18 protein-coding genes and 1 other RNA gene are annotated in these 17,177 nt (G+C 44.2%); 10 read left to right on the top strand and 9 right to left on the bottom strand.

Annotated elements, in window-relative coordinates; all coding sequences use genetic code 11:
• Positions 1-83: 83 nt before the first annotated feature.
• Positions 84-602, top strand: coding sequence for a thiol peroxidase (tpx, locus tag NSS94_RS09345; RefSeq protein WP_007429822.1), 519 nt, complete (start codon positions 84-86; stop codon positions 600-602).
• Positions 603-694: 92 nt separating this feature from the next.
• Here the strand turns inward: tpx and NSS94_RS09340 are convergent, their stop codons facing one another.
• The 4 genes from NSS94_RS09340 to NSS94_RS09325 form a co-directional block, all read right to left on the bottom strand.
• On the bottom strand, positions 695-1,087 hold the full coding sequence (locus tag NSS94_RS09340; protein WP_013309718.1) for a DUF1499 domain-containing protein: 393 nt from the start codon (positions 1,085-1,087) through the stop codon (positions 695-697).
• Positions 1,088-1,297: 210 nt separating this feature from the next.
• Positions 1,298-1,492, bottom strand: a non-coding RNA gene (ssrS, locus tag NSS94_RS09335) — 6S RNA.
• Between the two features lie 58 nt (positions 1,493-1,550).
• On the bottom strand, positions 1,551-2,312 hold the full coding sequence (locus tag NSS94_RS09330) for a YesL family protein (RefSeq protein ID WP_029516710.1): 762 nt from the start codon (positions 2,310-2,312) through the stop codon (positions 1,551-1,553).
• Positions 2,313-2,535: 223 nt separating this feature from the next.
• Positions 2,536-4,125, bottom strand: a complete 1,590-nt coding sequence (locus tag NSS94_RS09325; RefSeq protein WP_029516709.1) for a DEAD/DEAH box helicase — start codon at positions 4,123-4,125, stop codon at positions 2,536-2,538.
• A 325-nt stretch (positions 4,126-4,450) separates the two neighbouring features.
• Between NSS94_RS09325 and NSS94_RS09320 the strand changes: the two genes are divergently transcribed.
• From NSS94_RS09320 to NSS94_RS09305, 4 genes are all read left to right on the top strand, one after another.
• On the top strand, positions 4,451-5,272 hold the full coding sequence (locus NSS94_RS09320) for a YitT family protein (protein WP_029516708.1): 822 nt from the start codon (positions 4,451-4,453) through the stop codon (positions 5,270-5,272).
• 172 nt (positions 5,273-5,444) lie between these two features.
• Positions 5,445-5,633 carry a hypothetical protein gene (locus NSS94_RS09315; RefSeq protein WP_080658605.1) on the top strand — a complete coding sequence of 63 codons (189 nt, stop codon included), beginning with the start codon at positions 5,445-5,447 and terminating at the stop codon, positions 5,631-5,633.
• A 216-nt stretch (positions 5,634-5,849) separates the two neighbouring features.
• Positions 5,850-7,028 (top strand): putative glycoside hydrolase, encoded by a 1,179-nt coding sequence (locus NSS94_RS09310; protein WP_341039197.1) that lies wholly within the window; start codon positions 5,850-5,852, stop codon positions 7,026-7,028.
• A gap of 197 nt (positions 7,029-7,225) precedes the next feature.
• The gene (locus NSS94_RS09305; RefSeq protein WP_341039196.1) at positions 7,226-8,596 is read left to right on the top strand and encodes an MATE family efflux transporter; all 1,371 of its coding nucleotides are present in this window, start codon (positions 7,226-7,228) and stop codon (positions 8,594-8,596) included.
• On the opposite strand, the gene NSS94_RS09300 is transcribed toward NSS94_RS09305, so the two are convergent.
• The 5 genes from NSS94_RS09300 to NSS94_RS09280 all read right to left on the bottom strand — a co-directional run bounded on the left by NSS94_RS09300 (position 8,593) and on the right by NSS94_RS09280 (position 13,008).
• Positions 8,593-8,802, bottom strand: coding sequence for a DUF3906 family protein (locus NSS94_RS09300; protein ID WP_013309710.1), 210 nt, complete (start codon positions 8,800-8,802; stop codon positions 8,593-8,595). The genes NSS94_RS09305 and NSS94_RS09300 overlap by 4 nt on opposite strands.
• Before the next feature lie 117 nt (positions 8,803-8,919).
• On the bottom strand, positions 8,920-9,891 hold the full coding sequence (gene pfkA / locus NSS94_RS09295; RefSeq protein ID WP_039269999.1) for a 6-phosphofructokinase: 972 nt from the start codon (positions 9,889-9,891) through the stop codon (positions 8,920-8,922).
• 23 nt (positions 9,892-9,914) lie between these two features.
• Complete coding sequence (locus tag NSS94_RS09290; protein WP_341039195.1) at positions 9,915-10,994, bottom strand: tetraprenyl-beta-curcumene synthase family protein; 1,080 nt, start codon at positions 10,992-10,994, stop codon at positions 9,915-9,917.
• A 189-nt stretch (positions 10,995-11,183) separates the two neighbouring features.
• Complete coding sequence (locus NSS94_RS09285) at positions 11,184-12,602, bottom strand: MATE family efflux transporter (RefSeq protein ID WP_341039194.1); 1,419 nt, start codon at positions 12,600-12,602, stop codon at positions 11,184-11,186.
• A 208-nt stretch (positions 12,603-12,810) separates the two neighbouring features.
• Complete coding sequence (locus tag NSS94_RS09280; RefSeq protein ID WP_013309706.1) at positions 12,811-13,008, bottom strand: cold shock domain-containing protein; 198 nt, start codon at positions 13,006-13,008, stop codon at positions 12,811-12,813.
• 173 nt (positions 13,009-13,181) lie between these two features.
• On the opposite strand from NSS94_RS09280, the gene NSS94_RS09275 reads away from it, so the two are divergent.
• The 5 genes from NSS94_RS09275 to NSS94_RS09255 all read left to right on the top strand — a co-directional run bounded on the left by NSS94_RS09275 (position 13,182) and on the right by NSS94_RS09255 (position 17,134).
• Entirely contained in the window at positions 13,182-13,415 is a 234-nt protein-coding gene (locus tag NSS94_RS09275) for a hypothetical protein (protein WP_013309704.1), read from the top strand.
• 7 nt (positions 13,416-13,422) lie between these two features.
• Positions 13,423-13,611: a hypothetical protein gene (locus NSS94_RS09270; RefSeq protein ID WP_029516701.1), complete on the top strand. Its 189-nt coding sequence runs from the start codon at positions 13,423-13,425 to the stop codon at positions 13,609-13,611.
• Positions 13,612-13,807: 196 nt separating this feature from the next.
• Positions 13,808-15,604: an oligoendopeptidase F gene (gene pepF, locus NSS94_RS09265; RefSeq protein ID WP_029516700.1), complete on the top strand. Its 1,797-nt coding sequence runs from the start codon at positions 13,808-13,810 to the stop codon at positions 15,602-15,604.
• Positions 15,605-15,660: 56 nt separating this feature from the next.
• Positions 15,661-16,083, top strand: a complete 423-nt coding sequence (locus NSS94_RS09260; protein ID WP_039269994.1) for a LapA family protein — start codon at positions 15,661-15,663, stop codon at positions 16,081-16,083.
• A gap of 13 nt (positions 16,084-16,096) precedes the next feature.
• Entirely contained in the window at positions 16,097-17,134 is a 1,038-nt protein-coding gene (locus tag NSS94_RS09255) for a M42 family metallopeptidase (protein WP_341039193.1), read from the top strand.
• Positions 17,135-17,177 lie beyond the last annotated feature (43 nt).

The raw sequence follows: 17,177 nt of genomic DNA, 5'->3' as shown, positions 1-17,177 counted from the left end.
AAATTGGACAATGTCTTTTATAAAAGATTATAATAGATTTCGGCAACGATAACCAATGCTAAAAACCAAGGAGGCTATTACATATGGCACAAGAACGTACAGGAGCTGCTACTTTTAAAGGCAATCCTTTGACTCTCTTAGGTCCTGAACTGAAAATTGGAGATCAGGCACCTGATTTCAAATTACAGAAAAACCTGTTAGAAGCAGCTACGCTCCAAGACTTTGCAGGCAAAGTCAAACTGATCAGTGTTGTTCCTTCTTTGGATACAGGTGTGTGTGACGCACAGACTCGACGTTTTAACCAGGAAGCTGATTCCCTTGGGGATCAAGTCGTGGTGCTAACTGTCAGCGTCGATCTGCCTTTCGCTCAAGCTCGTTGGTGCGGTGCTGCCGGTATTGACCGCGTATTAACACTGTCCGACTATAAGGATCATTCCTTTGGCGAAGCTTATGGTGTGTTCATTAAGGAATTCCATTTGGATCATAGAGCTATTTTTGTGATTGATCAAAATGACAAAATTGCTTACGTAGAATACTTGAGCGAAATGTCCGAACACCCTGACTATGACCAAGCGATTGCAGCAGTGAAAAAACTCGTCTAAATCAAGACTGCATATTAAAAAAGCGAGTGAAGGGTTGCCTTCCTCGCTTTTTTTGACGTTTGTCTGCCACATCACTGCTCACACATCTACAATCACTGCACAACCTTATGAGCAGACAGCTTCTTGTCAATCACAGCGAACAGTTGCAAAATGATGCGGTAATTCGCGCCCAAGTCCCCTAGCGATCCGCGTGAAGCAGAATAAATATCCACCGCACTCCGAACTGGTGAGACAGACAATATGGAAACGGTAATGTCGACGGTTCTACCGAACGCCGTTCGCTTCTCTAACGTAATTTCACCTACGGATGCTACCTCATGAAGAACCTTGTAGCCAGGAATTTTTTTTAGAATAGATGATACTTCTTCCCAAGCCTTGTCTCTCGATAAGTTATAATAGCGTGTCTTCATTTGGGGGTCCTTGACCCGGTCGCTTGTACCTTCTTGGCTGCGCACAATCCCTACCAGAGTCCTCTTCAACGACAAGACATTTCCTCCTTCACGATAATCGTTGCCATAATGCAGCACATCGGTTTTTTTGCTGCAAGCGCTTTATAAAACGTTAAACAACAAAAAGTTAACCGACCATACCTGTGGTATGCGACCTTAGTACCTCATGTCTTAGTTTAACATTGTTGCATACAAAAAACACCCTGTTTCTGCAAGAAGCATGAACAGAGTGTATTCATTATCTTTGGAGTACCCGCCGATGCCGTCCGACCATAGCGTCTTCTGAACCTGCTTTAGCAGGTGGGTGACCGCAGAATAAACTTTTGAAGTCCCCTTGTCAGGAATTGACAGGGCTTTTCAGCTATTCATCCGTATAGATCTCCCTAGACATTGTCATTGGTTCAAAACAACAAATGACCGTAACGTGCATCGCAGGATATGACCTTATTATAGCGCTTCTCACTCAGAAAGTAAATGCTAGGAGAAATATGTTTTATTTTTAGAGGTTATCACTTTTCTTGTCTTCAATGCTTGCCGTATCTTCATCTTTCTGCTTCATCTTTTCCATTTGATCCTGCATTTTAAGGAATGTTCCATAAAAATTAAAGAAAGCGAACCAGGCAACTACACTACCGATGAAGAATAAGAAAAGCACAGGATATTTGACTCCGATAAATATAACAACGGCGCTACCGAGCATGGTAGAAAATACACGGAATGGTCGAATCAGCGTCAGTAAAACCGCATTTTTGATAATTTGTCCGGTAGACATATGATAATGAGCCACCATCGAAAAGAAGTTAAACATAGACACAAGCAAAATAATGATAAGAATGAGCATAATTACGCCCACGATTTGCAAGTTGCTGAGTTGTGTCATATATACGGTATAATCCACATACATGATGACAAACAGTAACGTGTAAAAGATACCCCCGATCAGACTCTGCTTATAGTTCTCTTTGTACCCTTTAAAAAAGGTACGAAACACGCCTGTATCGGTATCCCCCATTACCCATTTGCGAACCACTGTGAACATAGCCGATGTGGCTGGAAATAAAGTAAGCGGTGCCAAAACAGCCATCGCCCAATTCATTTGTAAAGATTCATTAGCCAAATTCTGATTCATTACAAGTAGTTTCAGTATGAGGCAGAACACAAAAGGCGACGAACATAACACCCATAACAAATTTGTAGCCGCCAGTCGGGTAATCCACTCGGTCAGGCGGTAAATACCACCCATAGCTCCTTTAAACTCCAATGTCAGTCTCTCCCTCCGCAAGCCTTGGCAGTTCCAAGACTCATGTTGCTATGCCTATAAATTCCGGCTCTTGGCTATATCATACCGTATTTCAGCCCTAATGCGCCAGTGAAATCAATAAGTGCCTCATTAAAGCAGATTGCTAAAAGGTTCATACATACTGATTCAATCATAACAAAAAAGCCGAAGCTTCATCTGCTTCGACTTTTCATTATTTCATCTCTTATTCGGAAGAGGAATCTTCACGTCTTGCAGGACGACGAGTTTCCCCATTGCTGCTCGGGCGTGGTTTGCGATCTCCACTGTAACGGCTTCCGGAATCACGGTTGTAGCCACCGCCTTCTTTGCCACGGTTGTAACCGCCATATCCACCTTTGCTGCCACTACCGCCGCTACCACCGGAACGGTTGGAATTGTAACCACCGTTGCTGCGACCGCTGTAGTTGGAAGGCTTGCGACCGCCAGAACGCACGTCAGGTTTACGACGTTTTGCACGGATCGGATCTTCTGGAGTCAGCTCAATCGATGCTTCTCTCTTCTCACCAGTCATTAGTTTCAGAGCTGCGGAGAGAAGTTGTACAGAATCATATTGCTCCAGCATTTGAATAGCCAAACCTTTGTACTCGTTCAGCTCACCGCTTTCTACAGCCTCTAGGAGACGTTCAGCAATGATACGTTGTTTGCCTTCCAGAGCTTCAGCCAACGTTGGAAGCGGCTTGCGTGGAATGCGATGACGAGTTACACGTTCGATAAAGTGCAAATGGTCAATTTCACGAGGCGTTACGAAAGACCAAGCTTCCCCTTCTTTACCTGCACGTCCAGTACGTCCAATACGGTGAACATAGCTTTCTGGATCTTGCGGAAGGTCAAAGTTCACAACGTGAGTTACACCGGAAACGTCCAAGCCACGGGCAGCTACATCAGTCGCTACGAGCACATCGATGCTTCCGTCACGGAATTTACGCATTACAGCATCACGTTGGTTTTGAGACAAGTCACCATGCAAACCGTCTGCAGAATATCCGCGTTTTTGCAGAGCTTCAGCCAACTCGTCTACCCGACGCTTGGTACGGCCAAATACGATAGCAAGTTCTGGGGATTCCATGTCGATCAAACGGCTCAATGCTTCGAATTTTTGACGCTCAGGAACTTCGATATAGGCCTGATCAATCAGTGGAGCACTAACTTGTTTAGGAATAACTGAAACATGCTCAGGATTTTTGAGGAATTGTTCAGCCAATCTTTTAATATTAGGAGGCATTGTAGCCGAGAAAAGCATCGTTTGACGCTCGTCTGGAACTTGCTTCAGAATGGATTGAATATCTTCCATAAAACCCATATCCAACATTTCATCTGCTTCATCCAAAACAACTGTGTTTACATCTTCCAGCTTGATGGTTTTACGATTAATATGGTCAAGCAAGCGTCCTGGCGTACCAATAATAATTTGAGGTTTCTTTTTCAAAGCGCGAATCTGGCGTACGATATCTTGTCCACCATAGATTGGCAAAGTACGAAGACCTTTGAAACGGGAGAGTTTTTCGATTTCTTCAGCTACCTGGATAGCAAGCTCACGTGTTGGTGCCATGATCAGAGCTCTGATTTTTTCGTCGCTTCTAGAAATTTTGTTGATCAGCGGAATACCAAACGCAGCAGTTTTACCAGTACCTGTTTGGGCTTGGCCAATCATGTCTCTGCCTTGTAGTGCAATCGGGATGGATTGCGATTGAATTGGTGTTGCTTCTTCAAAACCCAGTTCTGTAATCGCCTGAATTACTTTCGGTTCAAGATCAAATTCTGCAAATGTCGTCAAATTTATTCAAACTCCTTCTTAATGGTGGATGTGGTGGACAATCCACAATGTTGTCTGTATTCTTAAGTAGCGATATTATTGTATAAGTTTTCCCCAATACAGTGACAGTTTATTTAGACCTATAACTGCATCTTTCTGTAATGAATTTGGGGAACCTATCCGATACATCTTAAACGAATTTATCCTTTTTAAAACAGTTTAAATTTTAAGTGTTTCTCTGGACATAGGTCCCTACTCAAGAATATCCACATCGCATTATAGCACAGAACAATTCATGAATACCAGCAAGTTGCTTCCCGTATAATTTAAATGAGGTGAAAATAAGTTGTTAAAAATGGTGTTAAACTGCTTAACTGTCATTCTTGGAGCCGCTGCCATTGCATGCGGTTTTAATCTGTTTCTCGTGCCACACCACTTGCTGAGCGGAGGAGTAGCTGGGCTTTCCATGTTAATCGGCTACTTCACAAAATTTGATATCAGCGCGATGTATTTTATTATCAATATCCCGATGCTTATTACAGGCTGGTTTATTTTAGGCAAGCGTTTTATTAGCCTGAGCATTTTATCCGTTGTCGTTACAACATGGATTTTGGCCTTGGTGCCGGTGCGATCTGTCGTGTCGGACCCCCTGCTAGCCTCCGTTTTTGGAGGAGTGATGATCGGCGTTGGAGCAGGAATTTCCTTTCGGGTAGGGGGGTCTACGGGCGGTTTTGACATTATCGGTTCCATCGTCACTCGTTATCGTGACTTCCCCGTAGGAACTGTACTTGTTGGCATGAATGGACTGGTCATTCTTGCAGCAGGATATTTGAACGATGATTGGAATATTGCACTTGCGTCGATGCTATCTATTTTTGTGACTGGCAAAGTGTTAGATCAAATCTATGTCAGTCACACGAAGATTACCGTCTACATTATTACAGAACACACCGACAAGCTACTGGAGCGGATGTTAACCACACCACGCGGTGTTAGCAAAATAAAAATTGAAGGCGCATTTTCACATACTGAAAAAGACATGCTGATGACTGTCACGACACGCTACGAGCTAGTTGAATTAAAACGGATCATTAAAGAAGTGGACCCTTCTGCTTTTGTCAATATTGTGGAAACGGTTGGGGTGATGGGTTCATTTCGCCGAAGATAAGCACAAACCCAAGTGTCAAAATACAGTTTCTGTGGTACACTATATGTGCGCTGTTCCCATAGTATATAAAGACCAGCTTTACCTGCTATTTCACAGGCACTTTGCTTTTCCGAATCGTATTGAATGATTCTTTTGGAATGATTCCGAGCAGGAAAGGGTGATTTTTGTGGAAATGGAAACGGTAAAACTGTCCGACATTGTCTTAAGATGGTATCCGGAAATGCTCCCTTCTCTCAAAAAGGATGAGCTGAACTCGATGATTGTGCTTCGGGACGGGATGTCCATACTCAAGCCAACGGATGCGCTAGAAATTATTCAGTACAGTATTTGCGAGCATCAAGACAATAATTATCTTCAATAAATTTCTTTACCAAGTGCCGCTTCTTCCGGTTGCATCTACAACTGCGAAGAGAGCGGCATTATTTATGCATTTTTATGGATTCAATAAACATAAGTTGGGTTAATCATGTAAGACTGTGCCTGATGATTCCAGTATTGGTTACAAGCGTGTTTTTTTTCGATACATAACTTTACGTATAATCAGGTAAGCGACATCCATAAGGGAGAGAGTTAGGAAATGAATATGATTTGGGCAATTATGCTATTGGCGATGGGGATAGGCGGAAACGGGGACCAGTCAGCCAACACTCCAAATGTAAAAGATACGGTGGCAACAACAATTAGCAGCGCCATGATTCAGGCTCAGCACAATAAGATGAAGGTGGATGCCTCCAATCCTCCGGTTAAAATTGACCCACAACCGACGACTCCTGCTATCAAGGGCATCTATGTCACAGCTTATAGCGCAGGCGGTTCGCGTATGACCCAGCTGCTTGAACTGCTTGATAAGACAGAGCTCAATTCCATGGTTATTGATATTAAAGACGATGCAGGTTATATCACTTATCCAACGTCCAATCCCGAGCTGCTCAAATTGGGCAAGCCGCAAAAATTCATTCGGGATATTTCCGGTTTGATGGACCGATTGAAAAAGCATAATGTTTACCCGATTGCTCGTATTGTCGTATTTAAAGATACGGTACTGGCCAACAAAAATCCCGAGATGTCTTTCCGTAATCCTGACGGCTCTGTCTGGAAAAACGGCAAGGGAGACGGGTTCGTCAATCCCTATAATAAAGAAGTATGGGATTATAATATAGCCATCGCTAAGGAAGCAGCCAAACTTGGTTTTAAGGAAATTCAATTTGACTATGTACGTTTCCCCGAAGGCTTTGAGAAAAGAGCAGACAAGCTGAAATATACCAAATCAGATCAATCCCGCTCGGATGCAGTCGCTGAATTCGTACAATATGCCCGCAGAGAGCTTGCTCCATTAGGTGTACGAGTATCCGTAGATATTTTTGGATATGCCGCATCCGTTCCTGCTGCGGAGGGAATCGGACAGGATTTCACTAAAATTTCCGAAAATGTGGATGTCATTTCACCCATGGTTTATCCAAGTCACTACACCACAGGCTGGTTCGGTGTAAAAGACCCTGATAAGAATCCCTACCAGACGATTAAAGGCTCCATGGCCGATACACACAAAAAGCTAGATCCGACAGGCAAGCTAAAGCCAATTATTCGTCCTTGGATCCAGGATTTTACTGCAAGTTGGTTAGGAAGCGGACATTATGCTAAGTATGGAAAAACTCAAGTAGAGGACCAAATTCGAGCGCTTAAGGATATGAAAGTGGATGAATATTTACTCTGGAATGCCACAAACCGCTATTCAAGCGGAGTAACTTACAAATAATTTATCCCTCCGGACTTCTCGTTATCTAATACGAAATTTAGAAATTATATAATTTTTTTCGAAGGCTGTCCCGTTGTTTGGCGAACGGGTGCAGTCTTTTTTATTACTGTTCAAATGTGGCGGTATCCCTTACAATAAATACTTACATGTTATGATACATACGAATATTCAATCCCTAGTAAATGAGGAAAACAAAAATGCAATTGACTTCAACAACGGGGCAGAAATGGAAGCAGCTTTTATACATTTTGCTCCCTATCCTGATTACCCAGCTTGCACTATCTGCCATGACTTTTTTCGATACGAATATGTCGGGACACTTTTCCCCTGCCGATCTGGCTGGAGTAGCCATCGGAGTAAGTCTGTGGATTCCTGTACAAACAGGCCTTAACGGAATACTTATGGCTATCACACCTATTGTATCTCAATTAGTGGGAGCACAGCGCAAAGATAAAGTCTCCTACTATGTCATTCAAGCACTTTGGCTCTCTCTTGCCCTATCCATGGTCGTTTTGATTGCTGGCATCATTTTGGTCAAGCCTGTTCTAAATGGTATGAATCTGGAATTGAGAGTTCATAATGTGGCCCTGTACTATCTTTGTGCGATGGCCTTCGGTATTGTTCCTCTATTTGCCTACACGGTGCTCCGAAGCTTTATGGATGCATTGGGACAAACCCGCTTTACGATGTTAATCACGCTCATGTCGTTACCCATCAATGTCTTGTTGAACTATCTACTTATTTATGGGAACTGGGGTTTTCCGCGTCTGGGAGGTGTAGGCTCCGGGGTGGCGACGGCAACCACCTACTGGATCATTATGCTGGTCGCTGGTATCACTGCGCATCGGGGAAAAATATTTGCCGAATACCGAATCTTCAGCAAAATATACGGGATTGCTGCTAGTGCTTTGAAAGAGCTCATCAAGATTGGAGTACCGATTGGATTTGCAATATTTTTTGAGACTGCCGTCTTTTCAGCCGTCACTCTCTTCATGAGTAGCTATAATACAGCTACCATAGCCGCACATCAGGCAGCGATGAACTTTGCATCTACGTTGTATATGATTCCACTCAGCATTTGTATGGCACTTACGATTCTGGTTGGCTATGAAACAGGAGCTACTCGGCCGCGGGATGCCAAAGCTTATAGTGTAATGGGCATCAGCAGCGCAGTAGGTCTATCACTGATTACAGCTATTGTACTGCTTATCTGGAGTGAACAGGTCGCTCGACTTTACTCCACCGATCTGCAGGTCATTCAGTTGGCACAGCATTTTCTAATCTATGCGATTTTCTTTCAGATATCTGATGCTGTCGCTACACCTACACAAGGAGCGCTACGCGGGTATAAAGACGTCAATCCAGCCTTTTTGCTCACATTCCTCTCCTATTGGGTCATTGGGCTTCCTGTAGGATATATACTGGCACGCTGGACTTCATTGGGGCCCTACGGCTACTGGATCGGTTTGATTACAGGGTTGGCGGTAGGCGCTATTTTACTTCTCTGGCGTCTGGTGAAAGTACAACGTCGTTTCTCCGAAAAAAAACAACACGCAGAGGTTATTTAGCCTTTGCGTGTCTCGATTACATATGCTGCGCCTAAAGTTATTCGTTTTTTCTCCACAATAGCCACTTCGTTCAGCTTGGGAGGATATAGAAAGTGTCTCTCCACATGTTGTTCAATCTCTTCAAATGCCTGTTCTTCATTTTCAGCAGCGAGAATGACAGTCAGCGCTCCTTCCGAACTATCCACTTCGATTTTGAATAGGTACATGTATGACTACCTCCTGATAGGACTCAAAGCTAAAAAATAGCGGATGACTCGGGTCATCCGCATAATTTTGATCTTTTCCAATATCAGAACCGATCTACTGTACGTAGAAGGCTCTTATTATTGGGACAAACGCAAAGCAAGCTCATAAAGCTCCATGTTGAAATCTTTTTTAGTATTTACAACCTTGTCAATATCTGTAGCTACCAACTTACCGTCGATCGTTCCGCAAGCCTTATCAGATATGCCCTCGATCAATTGGCGAACAGCAAAGTCACCCAAACGGCTCGCCAGGTTGCGGTCAAACGCGGTTGGTGTGCCTCCACGTTGGATGTGTCCAAGCACTGTAACACGAGGCTCATAATCCGGACAGTTTTCTTGGATTACCTTTGCTACATCTTCACCTTTGCCTACGCCTTCCGCAACGATAATAATACTGTGGCGCTTGCCATGCTTGAAATTTTGTTTCATACGATCAGATACTTCGTTCAGGTCAAATTCTACCTCAGGCACCAAAATTGTTTCTGCGCCAGAAGCCAGACCCGCATGCAAAGCAATATCACCACAATGACGTCCCATAACTTCAACAATGGAAGAACGTTCATGAGATGACATTGTATCACGCAGCTTGTTGATTGCGTCCACTACGATACTAACCGCTGTATCAAAACCAATCGTGTAGTCCGTGAAGGAAATGTCATTGTCAATCGTACCCGGAAGACACATGGTTTTAATGCCTTGCTTGGTCAGTTTGTTAGCTCCTTGGTAGGAACCGTCTCCACCAATCACGACTACGCCGTCAATCCCACGGTCACGCAAAATTTGCGCGCCTTTTTTCTGCCCTTCTTCAGTCGTAAATTCCAGGCATCTTGCAGATTGAAGTACAGTACCCCCACGTTGGATAATATCTCCGACGCTTCTCAGATCCATTGGAAAAATATCGTCGTTCAAAAGGCCTTGATAACCACGTTGAATCCCGAATACTTCCAGTCCGAAATACAATCCGCTACGTACGACGGCGCGAACTGCCGCGTTCATCCCTTGTGAATCTCCACCACTTGTTAATACTGCAATTTTCTTAACTGCTGTCATGGTTTATGACCTCCTCAAAATAATCATATAAGCCTTCTTATCCATCGACTGTTTAATAAGAAAAACAAACGCATGAGCGGACTATTTTTCATTAAACGTCTCGAAACAGCGCGAACGTCTTGCTGCTCGCTAACTTTAGGGTCGGATAAATATAAAGCCAGCAATCCCTCGATAATCATCCGGTGAAAGGAGCTGGCAGGGACATCTGCAATATCAGCCCGCGCCCGATTCACAACGTAGGCGATCCGGTTTAGCATCATGTCGGTATCTTCATAATAATTGCAAAAGTTAAGATCTCCGCCCTTCCGGTCTTCGTCTTGATCGATTAGATAATCCAGCAAAATATGAAGACTGCACACATGTGGAAAATACGATGCATGTATTGAGGCAGCCCCCGCATCTGTCAGATGCTGGTCGCTGGCAGCAAGAAACAGCATAAAGACCCCCAGAGTTGAACCGGTAGCCGCAGCAAACTCATTCCAGCGCAACTCTGGTGTACGGTCTTTATGAAGCGACCACCAGTCCAAAAGCGCTTGTTCCCGCAGCTCGGGTTTAATATGCTTGTATACTTGCAAATCCGTGTATAATCGCGCCAAATCCTGAACGTAAGGCATTGCCGCCTCATAGCCCGGAAGCCTGCTTACACAAGACTGACAGGTTGTCACCAGCCCAGTCAAATAACCGCCATCCTCCTGCTCACGACGCAACTCATAATAATTCACTGGCCTAGCCGTCGGATTAATCGCATCCAGCATAGCCTGATGCAACAGCCTAAAATCATCCGGGTCCATGGATGTACTGCGATCACACAGGTTGTCCAGATAATCACTAATGGTCTGATACGCTACGATCAGCGGAATTAACGTCTGCCGGGCAGACATATTAGCTGCGGCATAAACCGCTCCACCCACGCAGTGAAATGTCTTATCCGCTATGCTCGCAAGCGCCTGGCTTCGCAGTTCAGGGTCCGGAATTTGTTCGGCCTTGCTCTTCCAGTAACTCAATTCTTGTTTCGTTTCAGGGAGAATGTGCTTGTACATTCGGCTCATTAGACCTATGGGGCCTCTCGGTACTTGATAACGTCCTTGCTCAACATAACTCAAATGACGGTGCCTCCACATTGTTGTCTACGTAATTATACCTATCCAAACCATATCCATTATAATATGATCGTCCTTTTAGCACAAATGAACAACCTCACTTTTTTCTTTAAAATTCAAGAAAAATGAGCTGTTCTCATTAAAAGACTTTATACCTGTAATGTTTTATTAGTCGAAAATAGTATAAAGGGCCTACCTCTCCTTGTCCTCTGCTGGCTTCACGCCTTGGATTCCCTCTCCCATACTTGCCTGCTTCCATTCCCCGAAAGCATAATAGAAAATGACTGCTACGGCAGAGATAGCAAAACCAACAGGAAAGCTCCACCATACAGCATCTAGACCATACTCATCAATAAATACATAGGCCAAAGGTATACGAATGCCCCATAATGAAATAATGGTAATTAAAAGCGGTATCATTACGGAACCCGTTGATCGAACAACCCCTGTAATGACATTGGTAACACCGAATATAACAAAAGACCACAAGGTGATCATATTAATCCGCATTCCCAATTCCAATGCACCCCCTGTAGAAGGAAGAAACATGAGCAAGGCCTGACGGTTAAACACGTAAATTAATACCACAGCTCCACCAGTCAATACAAAATTATACACAATCCCAATCCAGGTTGTCGTGCGCACTCGATCCCAACGTCCGGCTCCAATATTTTGAGCGGCAAAGGAAGATACAGCTGCACCTAACGCCATTGCCGGCATCTGTACATAGCTGGACAAATTATTAGCTGCTGTATAAGCTGCAGCTGCAACTGTCCCGTAGCCGTTAATCAGATTCATTAAAGCAATCGCGCTGGTAGAGACAGCAATCATTTGCAACCCCATCGGCACTCCCTTACGGACTAGGGTCCAAATAATCTTCCAATCAAATCTAAGTAAGTGAAGCTCTGAAGATGTAATGCGCAAAAAATATTTTACACGATATAGATAAATGAGAATCAACACAAAGCTGATCCCTTGAGCAATCAGGGTAGCAGTAGCGGAACCTCCAATGCCCATAGCAGGAATCGGTCCCCATCCGAATATGAACAGCGGGTTGAGTAGTACATCCAGTACGACGGAAACGATCAGAAAATAAAATGGTGTTTTGGAATCTCCAGCCCCTCTCATTACAGTCATGATGTAATTATAGCCGTACAAAAAGGGCATGCCTGCGAAAATAATACGCGTATACGTGATCGCCATATCTACCGATTCAGCAGGGGTATTGAGTACATGAAGTATCCAAGGCGCACTCAAAAATCCGATAATACCTATAGCAAAAGCGAGCACCAGAAAAAAGACTGCACTTGTACCTACTACACGCTTGGTTTCAGCTACGTCTCCTGCTCCGATATTTTGTCCAATCATAATAGTGGCAGCCATAGTGACACCAAAAATGGAACTGATAAGAAAAAACATTATAATATTTCCGTTGGAAGCGGCAGTCAAGGCGGCCTCTCCCAGAAATTTCCCAACCCATATCGAATTAATCGTTCCATTCAGGGACTGCAGAATATTGCCGAACAGCATCGGCAAAGAGAACATAAACAACGTTTTAGCAATAGGACCTTCAATCAAGGAAGGCTTACGACTAGCCTCTGCTGCACTCATTTTCTCAACTCCTTCAATCTATAACGTCTTCTGCCTAGTTTTATTACGTATAATACCCTATTCCTGCTCAATCTTCTCATATCATAAACGTATTTACGCAAAAAAGCGCAGTCCCTTAAAATAAAGGAACTGCGCTCTCAATTCATAGTTTAACCGTAATATATAAGACATCCGTAGAAACGGAACCATTCTTACAATTCAGTTACACTTACAGTTTGATTACGTTAGCTGCTTGGGGTCCACGGTTACCTTCAGTAATTTCGAATTCAACCGCTTGACCTTCTTCCAAAGTTTTAAAGCCGTCGCCTTGGATTGCGGAGAAATGTACGAATACGTCCTCGCCACCATCCATTTGAATGAAGCCATAACCTTTTTCTGCGTTAAACCATTTAACTGTACCTTTCAAGTGAACAACCTCCTAAAAATACCGCCATCTATGGCGAATATCCATATTATACTTCATGCTTTTTCACAATGCAATTGATGTTTTTCCGGGTTTTTTGGGCTGGAATGATTTGCTTTTGCGGCGGAAACTGCGGTATCATGAACCAAAACATCTATAAAATCGGAGACATGCATATGATGAAAAAACACGAAATATACAAAAAAGACAATTGGAACATGATGACTGTCGAGGTGCAGGGCCGTTACATCGTTCTACGGGAAATATCCGATGATTGGGGCGAGGAAGCCCACACGTTTTTAAGCCGCCCGGCGCTGATGCATTGGGCTCAAAATCGGTTTCCCAAGCAGTCCTTTCAAGATAATGAGGAAGAATGGCAGCGGATCATGAACGCTTTCAAACAGGTCTAGCCTATTCATGGTGTCCAACAGCTATCTCATCTTCATTATTCTGGCCTTCACGCTGGGCGGAGTGCTGATCATGAAGCGTGATACGATACCGACTCCTCTCAAAAAGTGGATGGCCCTCACTGCTGTAATCATGGTTTGCTTTGCCTTTTATCTCATTGTATACAGCTTATTAAATATAGGTTCCAACCCACAGTAAGGAAAATTATACTTTCGGGCGTAAGAGGTCATACTATGGCATAACAAGCCATGGTATAAGGAGGATCTGCCGTTACATGCATCCTGTAAAACCTCTTGCCCTGCTGCTTACGGTAAGCGTGGCGGTTTCTTCGTTTTGGCCGTCCCTTACTGCCGCAGCCCTACCCCACATTACGTTCGATCAGAGGAGGCTCTCCATGAGTGAAATTGTAAAACGCGCTGATGCGCCAGTGGAAAATACATGGAAATTGGAAGATCTGTTTCCCAACCGCAAAGCATGGGATCAAGAATACGAAGAAGTCAAACAACTAGCCAAAAAGGCTGAACAATTCCAAGGCAAGCTCAATTCAGCAGAATCGATTGGCAACTGCTTTAAATTGGAAGATGAATTGTCGCTCAAAACCGAGCGTGTATATGTGTACGCACATCTGCATCATGATGAGGATACAGCTGAACCTACATACCAGGGTCTTTCGCAAAAAGCCAAAAAATTAGGCGTTGAGGTTAGCGAGTCTCTTTCTTTTGTGACACCTGAAATTTTGGCACTGCCAGATCATCAGCTCGATGCCTTCATTGAAGATCCGAAGCTTGCAGATTATCGGTTCACCCTTCAAGAAATGAAGCGGGAAAAAGCACATATTTTGGGCAAGACAGAAGAAGCGCTGCTCGCTCAGGTTGGCAATCTGGCTCAAGCCCCGCAAACGATTTTCGGCATGCTCAACAATGCTGATCTGAAGTTTCCAAAAATTAAGGATGAGAACGGCAAAGAGGTTGAGCTGACTCATGGCAGCTACATTCAATTCCTCGAAAGTCCACACCGCGAAGTACGCGAACGTGCTTTTAAAGCGGTGTATGACACGTATGCCAAAAATAAAAATACAATTGCTTCTACACTAAGTGCCAATGTGAACAAAAATATTTTTTATTCTCGTGTTCGCAAATACCCTTCTGTACTGGAAATGTCACTATACGGTGACAATATTCCGAAGGAAGTGTATACGAATCTCATTGACACCATTCATGAAAGCTTGCCCCTGCTCCATCGTTACATGAAGTTGCGTAAGAAGTTGTTAGGTGTGGATGAGCTCCATATGTATGATTTGTTCGCTCCACTTGTGGACGAATACAAGATGGACATTACGTATGAAGACGCCAAAAAACAAACAAAGGAAGGCCTTAAGCCACTGGGCGCGGACTATCTGGCTTCGTTGCAAAAAGGCTATGATGAGCGCTGGATCGACGTATACGAGAATGAAAACAAACGTACGGGTGCATACAGTTGGGGAGCTTATGGTACCCACCCCTATGTGTTGCTGAATCATAAAAATAACCTGAACAGCATGTTCACACTTGCTCATGAAATGGGGCATGCGTTGCATTCGTACTATTCAGACAACGCATTGAAGTATAGAGATGCACAGTACACCATTTTCCTGGCTGAAGTGGCATCCACAACCAATGAAGCGTTGCTAATGGACTACCTGCTGAACAAATCAACCGATCCAAAAGAGAAAATGTACCTTCTCACCTATTATGCAGATCAATTCCGCACAACGGTATTCCGTCAAACCATGTTTGCGGAATTTGAGAAAATTGTACATGAACGCGCTGAACAGGGGGAATCCCTCACACCGCAGCTTTTATCAGAGATTTACTATGATCTGAATGTGAAATACCACGGACCAGGCATGAAGGTAGATAAAGACATTGAAATGGAATGGGCACGAATCCCCCATTTTTATAACAGTTTTTATGTCTACAAATATGCTACTGGCTTCTCGGCAGCAACCAGTTTCTCGAAACAGATTCTGGAAGAAGGCCAGCCAGCCGTTGACCGTTACTTGGGCTTCTTGAAGAGTGGCGGCAGTGATTATTCAATCAATATTTTGAAAAAAGCTGGCGTTGACATGTCCTCTCCGCAGCCGATTCGCGAAGCGATGAGCGTATTCGAAGAAGTCATTACAGAAATGGAAAAGCTAACTGAAGGAAAGTAAAACCGTGCGCACTTAAAATCCAGCATTGAAATGATGCACGGATAAATCCCTTGTCCATGGCGGGCAAGGGATTTTATAATGTAACGGGAGGAGGTGGCATTTTGAAAACACAATGGTCTTTGATCGCAGCTCTTGTTATTGCTTTGTTAACAGCTGTATTTGCTGTTATTAATGTGAATTCGGTTCAAGTGAACCTTCTATTCAGTATGGTCAGCATTCCTTTGATTCTGCTTATTCTCGGTTGCACTCTTCTAGGTGGACTTATTGTCGGTTCTTTCGGTATTTTCCGCCAATATAGGCTTCAGAGGGAGATTAAACGTCTGACGACTCAGCTTCATACACTACAAGAAGAGCACACATCCACGGTAGAAGCAAACGCGGATGTGACCTATGACACGACTGGTTCTTCCAGCACAGGGTCTACATCCGACCAAGATATAGAGCAACCGTCCTCTAACTCTGATCGGTTGTCCAAATGAGGAGGAGCAACAAATGACGATTCAATTAAATGAGAATTATATGATGAACTTTTTAAATCAGCTACTGAACACACCCAGTCCCAGTGGATATACACACCATGTGATGGAGCTGATTCGTCAAGAAGCGGAAAGCCTCGGGGTACAAATCGAATGGAATGCAAAAGGCGGTGCCATCTTGACTCTGGAAGGTCAGGAAACGGACCATACGGTGGCGCTGAGCGCACATGTGGATACATTGGGCGCAATGGTGCGTTCCATTACAGCACAAGGCACCCTACGTCTGACATCCGTCGGCGGCTTCATGATGAACAGTATTGAGAATGAATACTGCCTTATTCATACCAGAAGCGGACAAACGTATACAGGCACTATTCTGTCCAGCCATCCATCTGTGCACGTCTATGATGATGCACGGAGCTTTGAGCGCAAGGAGAGCCATATGGAGGTACGGATTGACGAGCTTGTCGAGTCAAAAGAAGACGTGCTTCAGCTCGGTATTGCAGTGGGCGATTTTATTTCGTTCGATGCGCGTCCAGTCGTAACACCAAGTGGATTTATCAAGTCACGGCATCTGGATGATAAAGCTAGTGTAGCTGCGCTGTTTGGTTTACTGGAATCTGCTGTACATGGAAACTGGAAGCCTCGACATACCGTTAAATTGCTCATTTCTAACTACGAGGAAGTGGGGCACGGAGCGGCTTACATACCTGAAGGAATCAGTGAGATGATAGCTGTCGATATGGGCTGCATGGGTGAAGATCTGAGCTGCAAGGAAACGGATGTTTCTATCTGTGCCAAAGATTCCTCCGGGCCTTACGACTATACTATGACAACCCGTCTAATTAAGCTGGCCAAAGAGCTGAATATTCCGCATGCGGTAGATATTTATCCACACTACGGTTCGGACGCTTCGGCTGCACTACGAGCAGGTAATAACATCCGTGCTGCGTTGATCGGCCCTGGCGTACACGCCTCCCATGCTATGGAGCGCACGCACAAGCAGGCCGTGGTGAACACTGCCCATCTGCTTGCAGCTTATGTGACAGTTTAATTCGAATAACGACAATCAGCCTGTTACATCGTCGAATAGATCA

The sequence above is a fragment of the Paenibacillus sp. FSL L8-0644 genome (assembly GCF_038008165.1).
In the GTDB taxonomy this organism is placed as follows: Bacteria; Bacillota; Bacilli; order Paenibacillales; family Paenibacillaceae; genus Paenibacillus; species Paenibacillus polymyxa_D.
The sequence above is the reverse complement of the archived record's forward strand: the minus strand, read 5'-3'. Positions and strand labels throughout refer to the sequence as shown.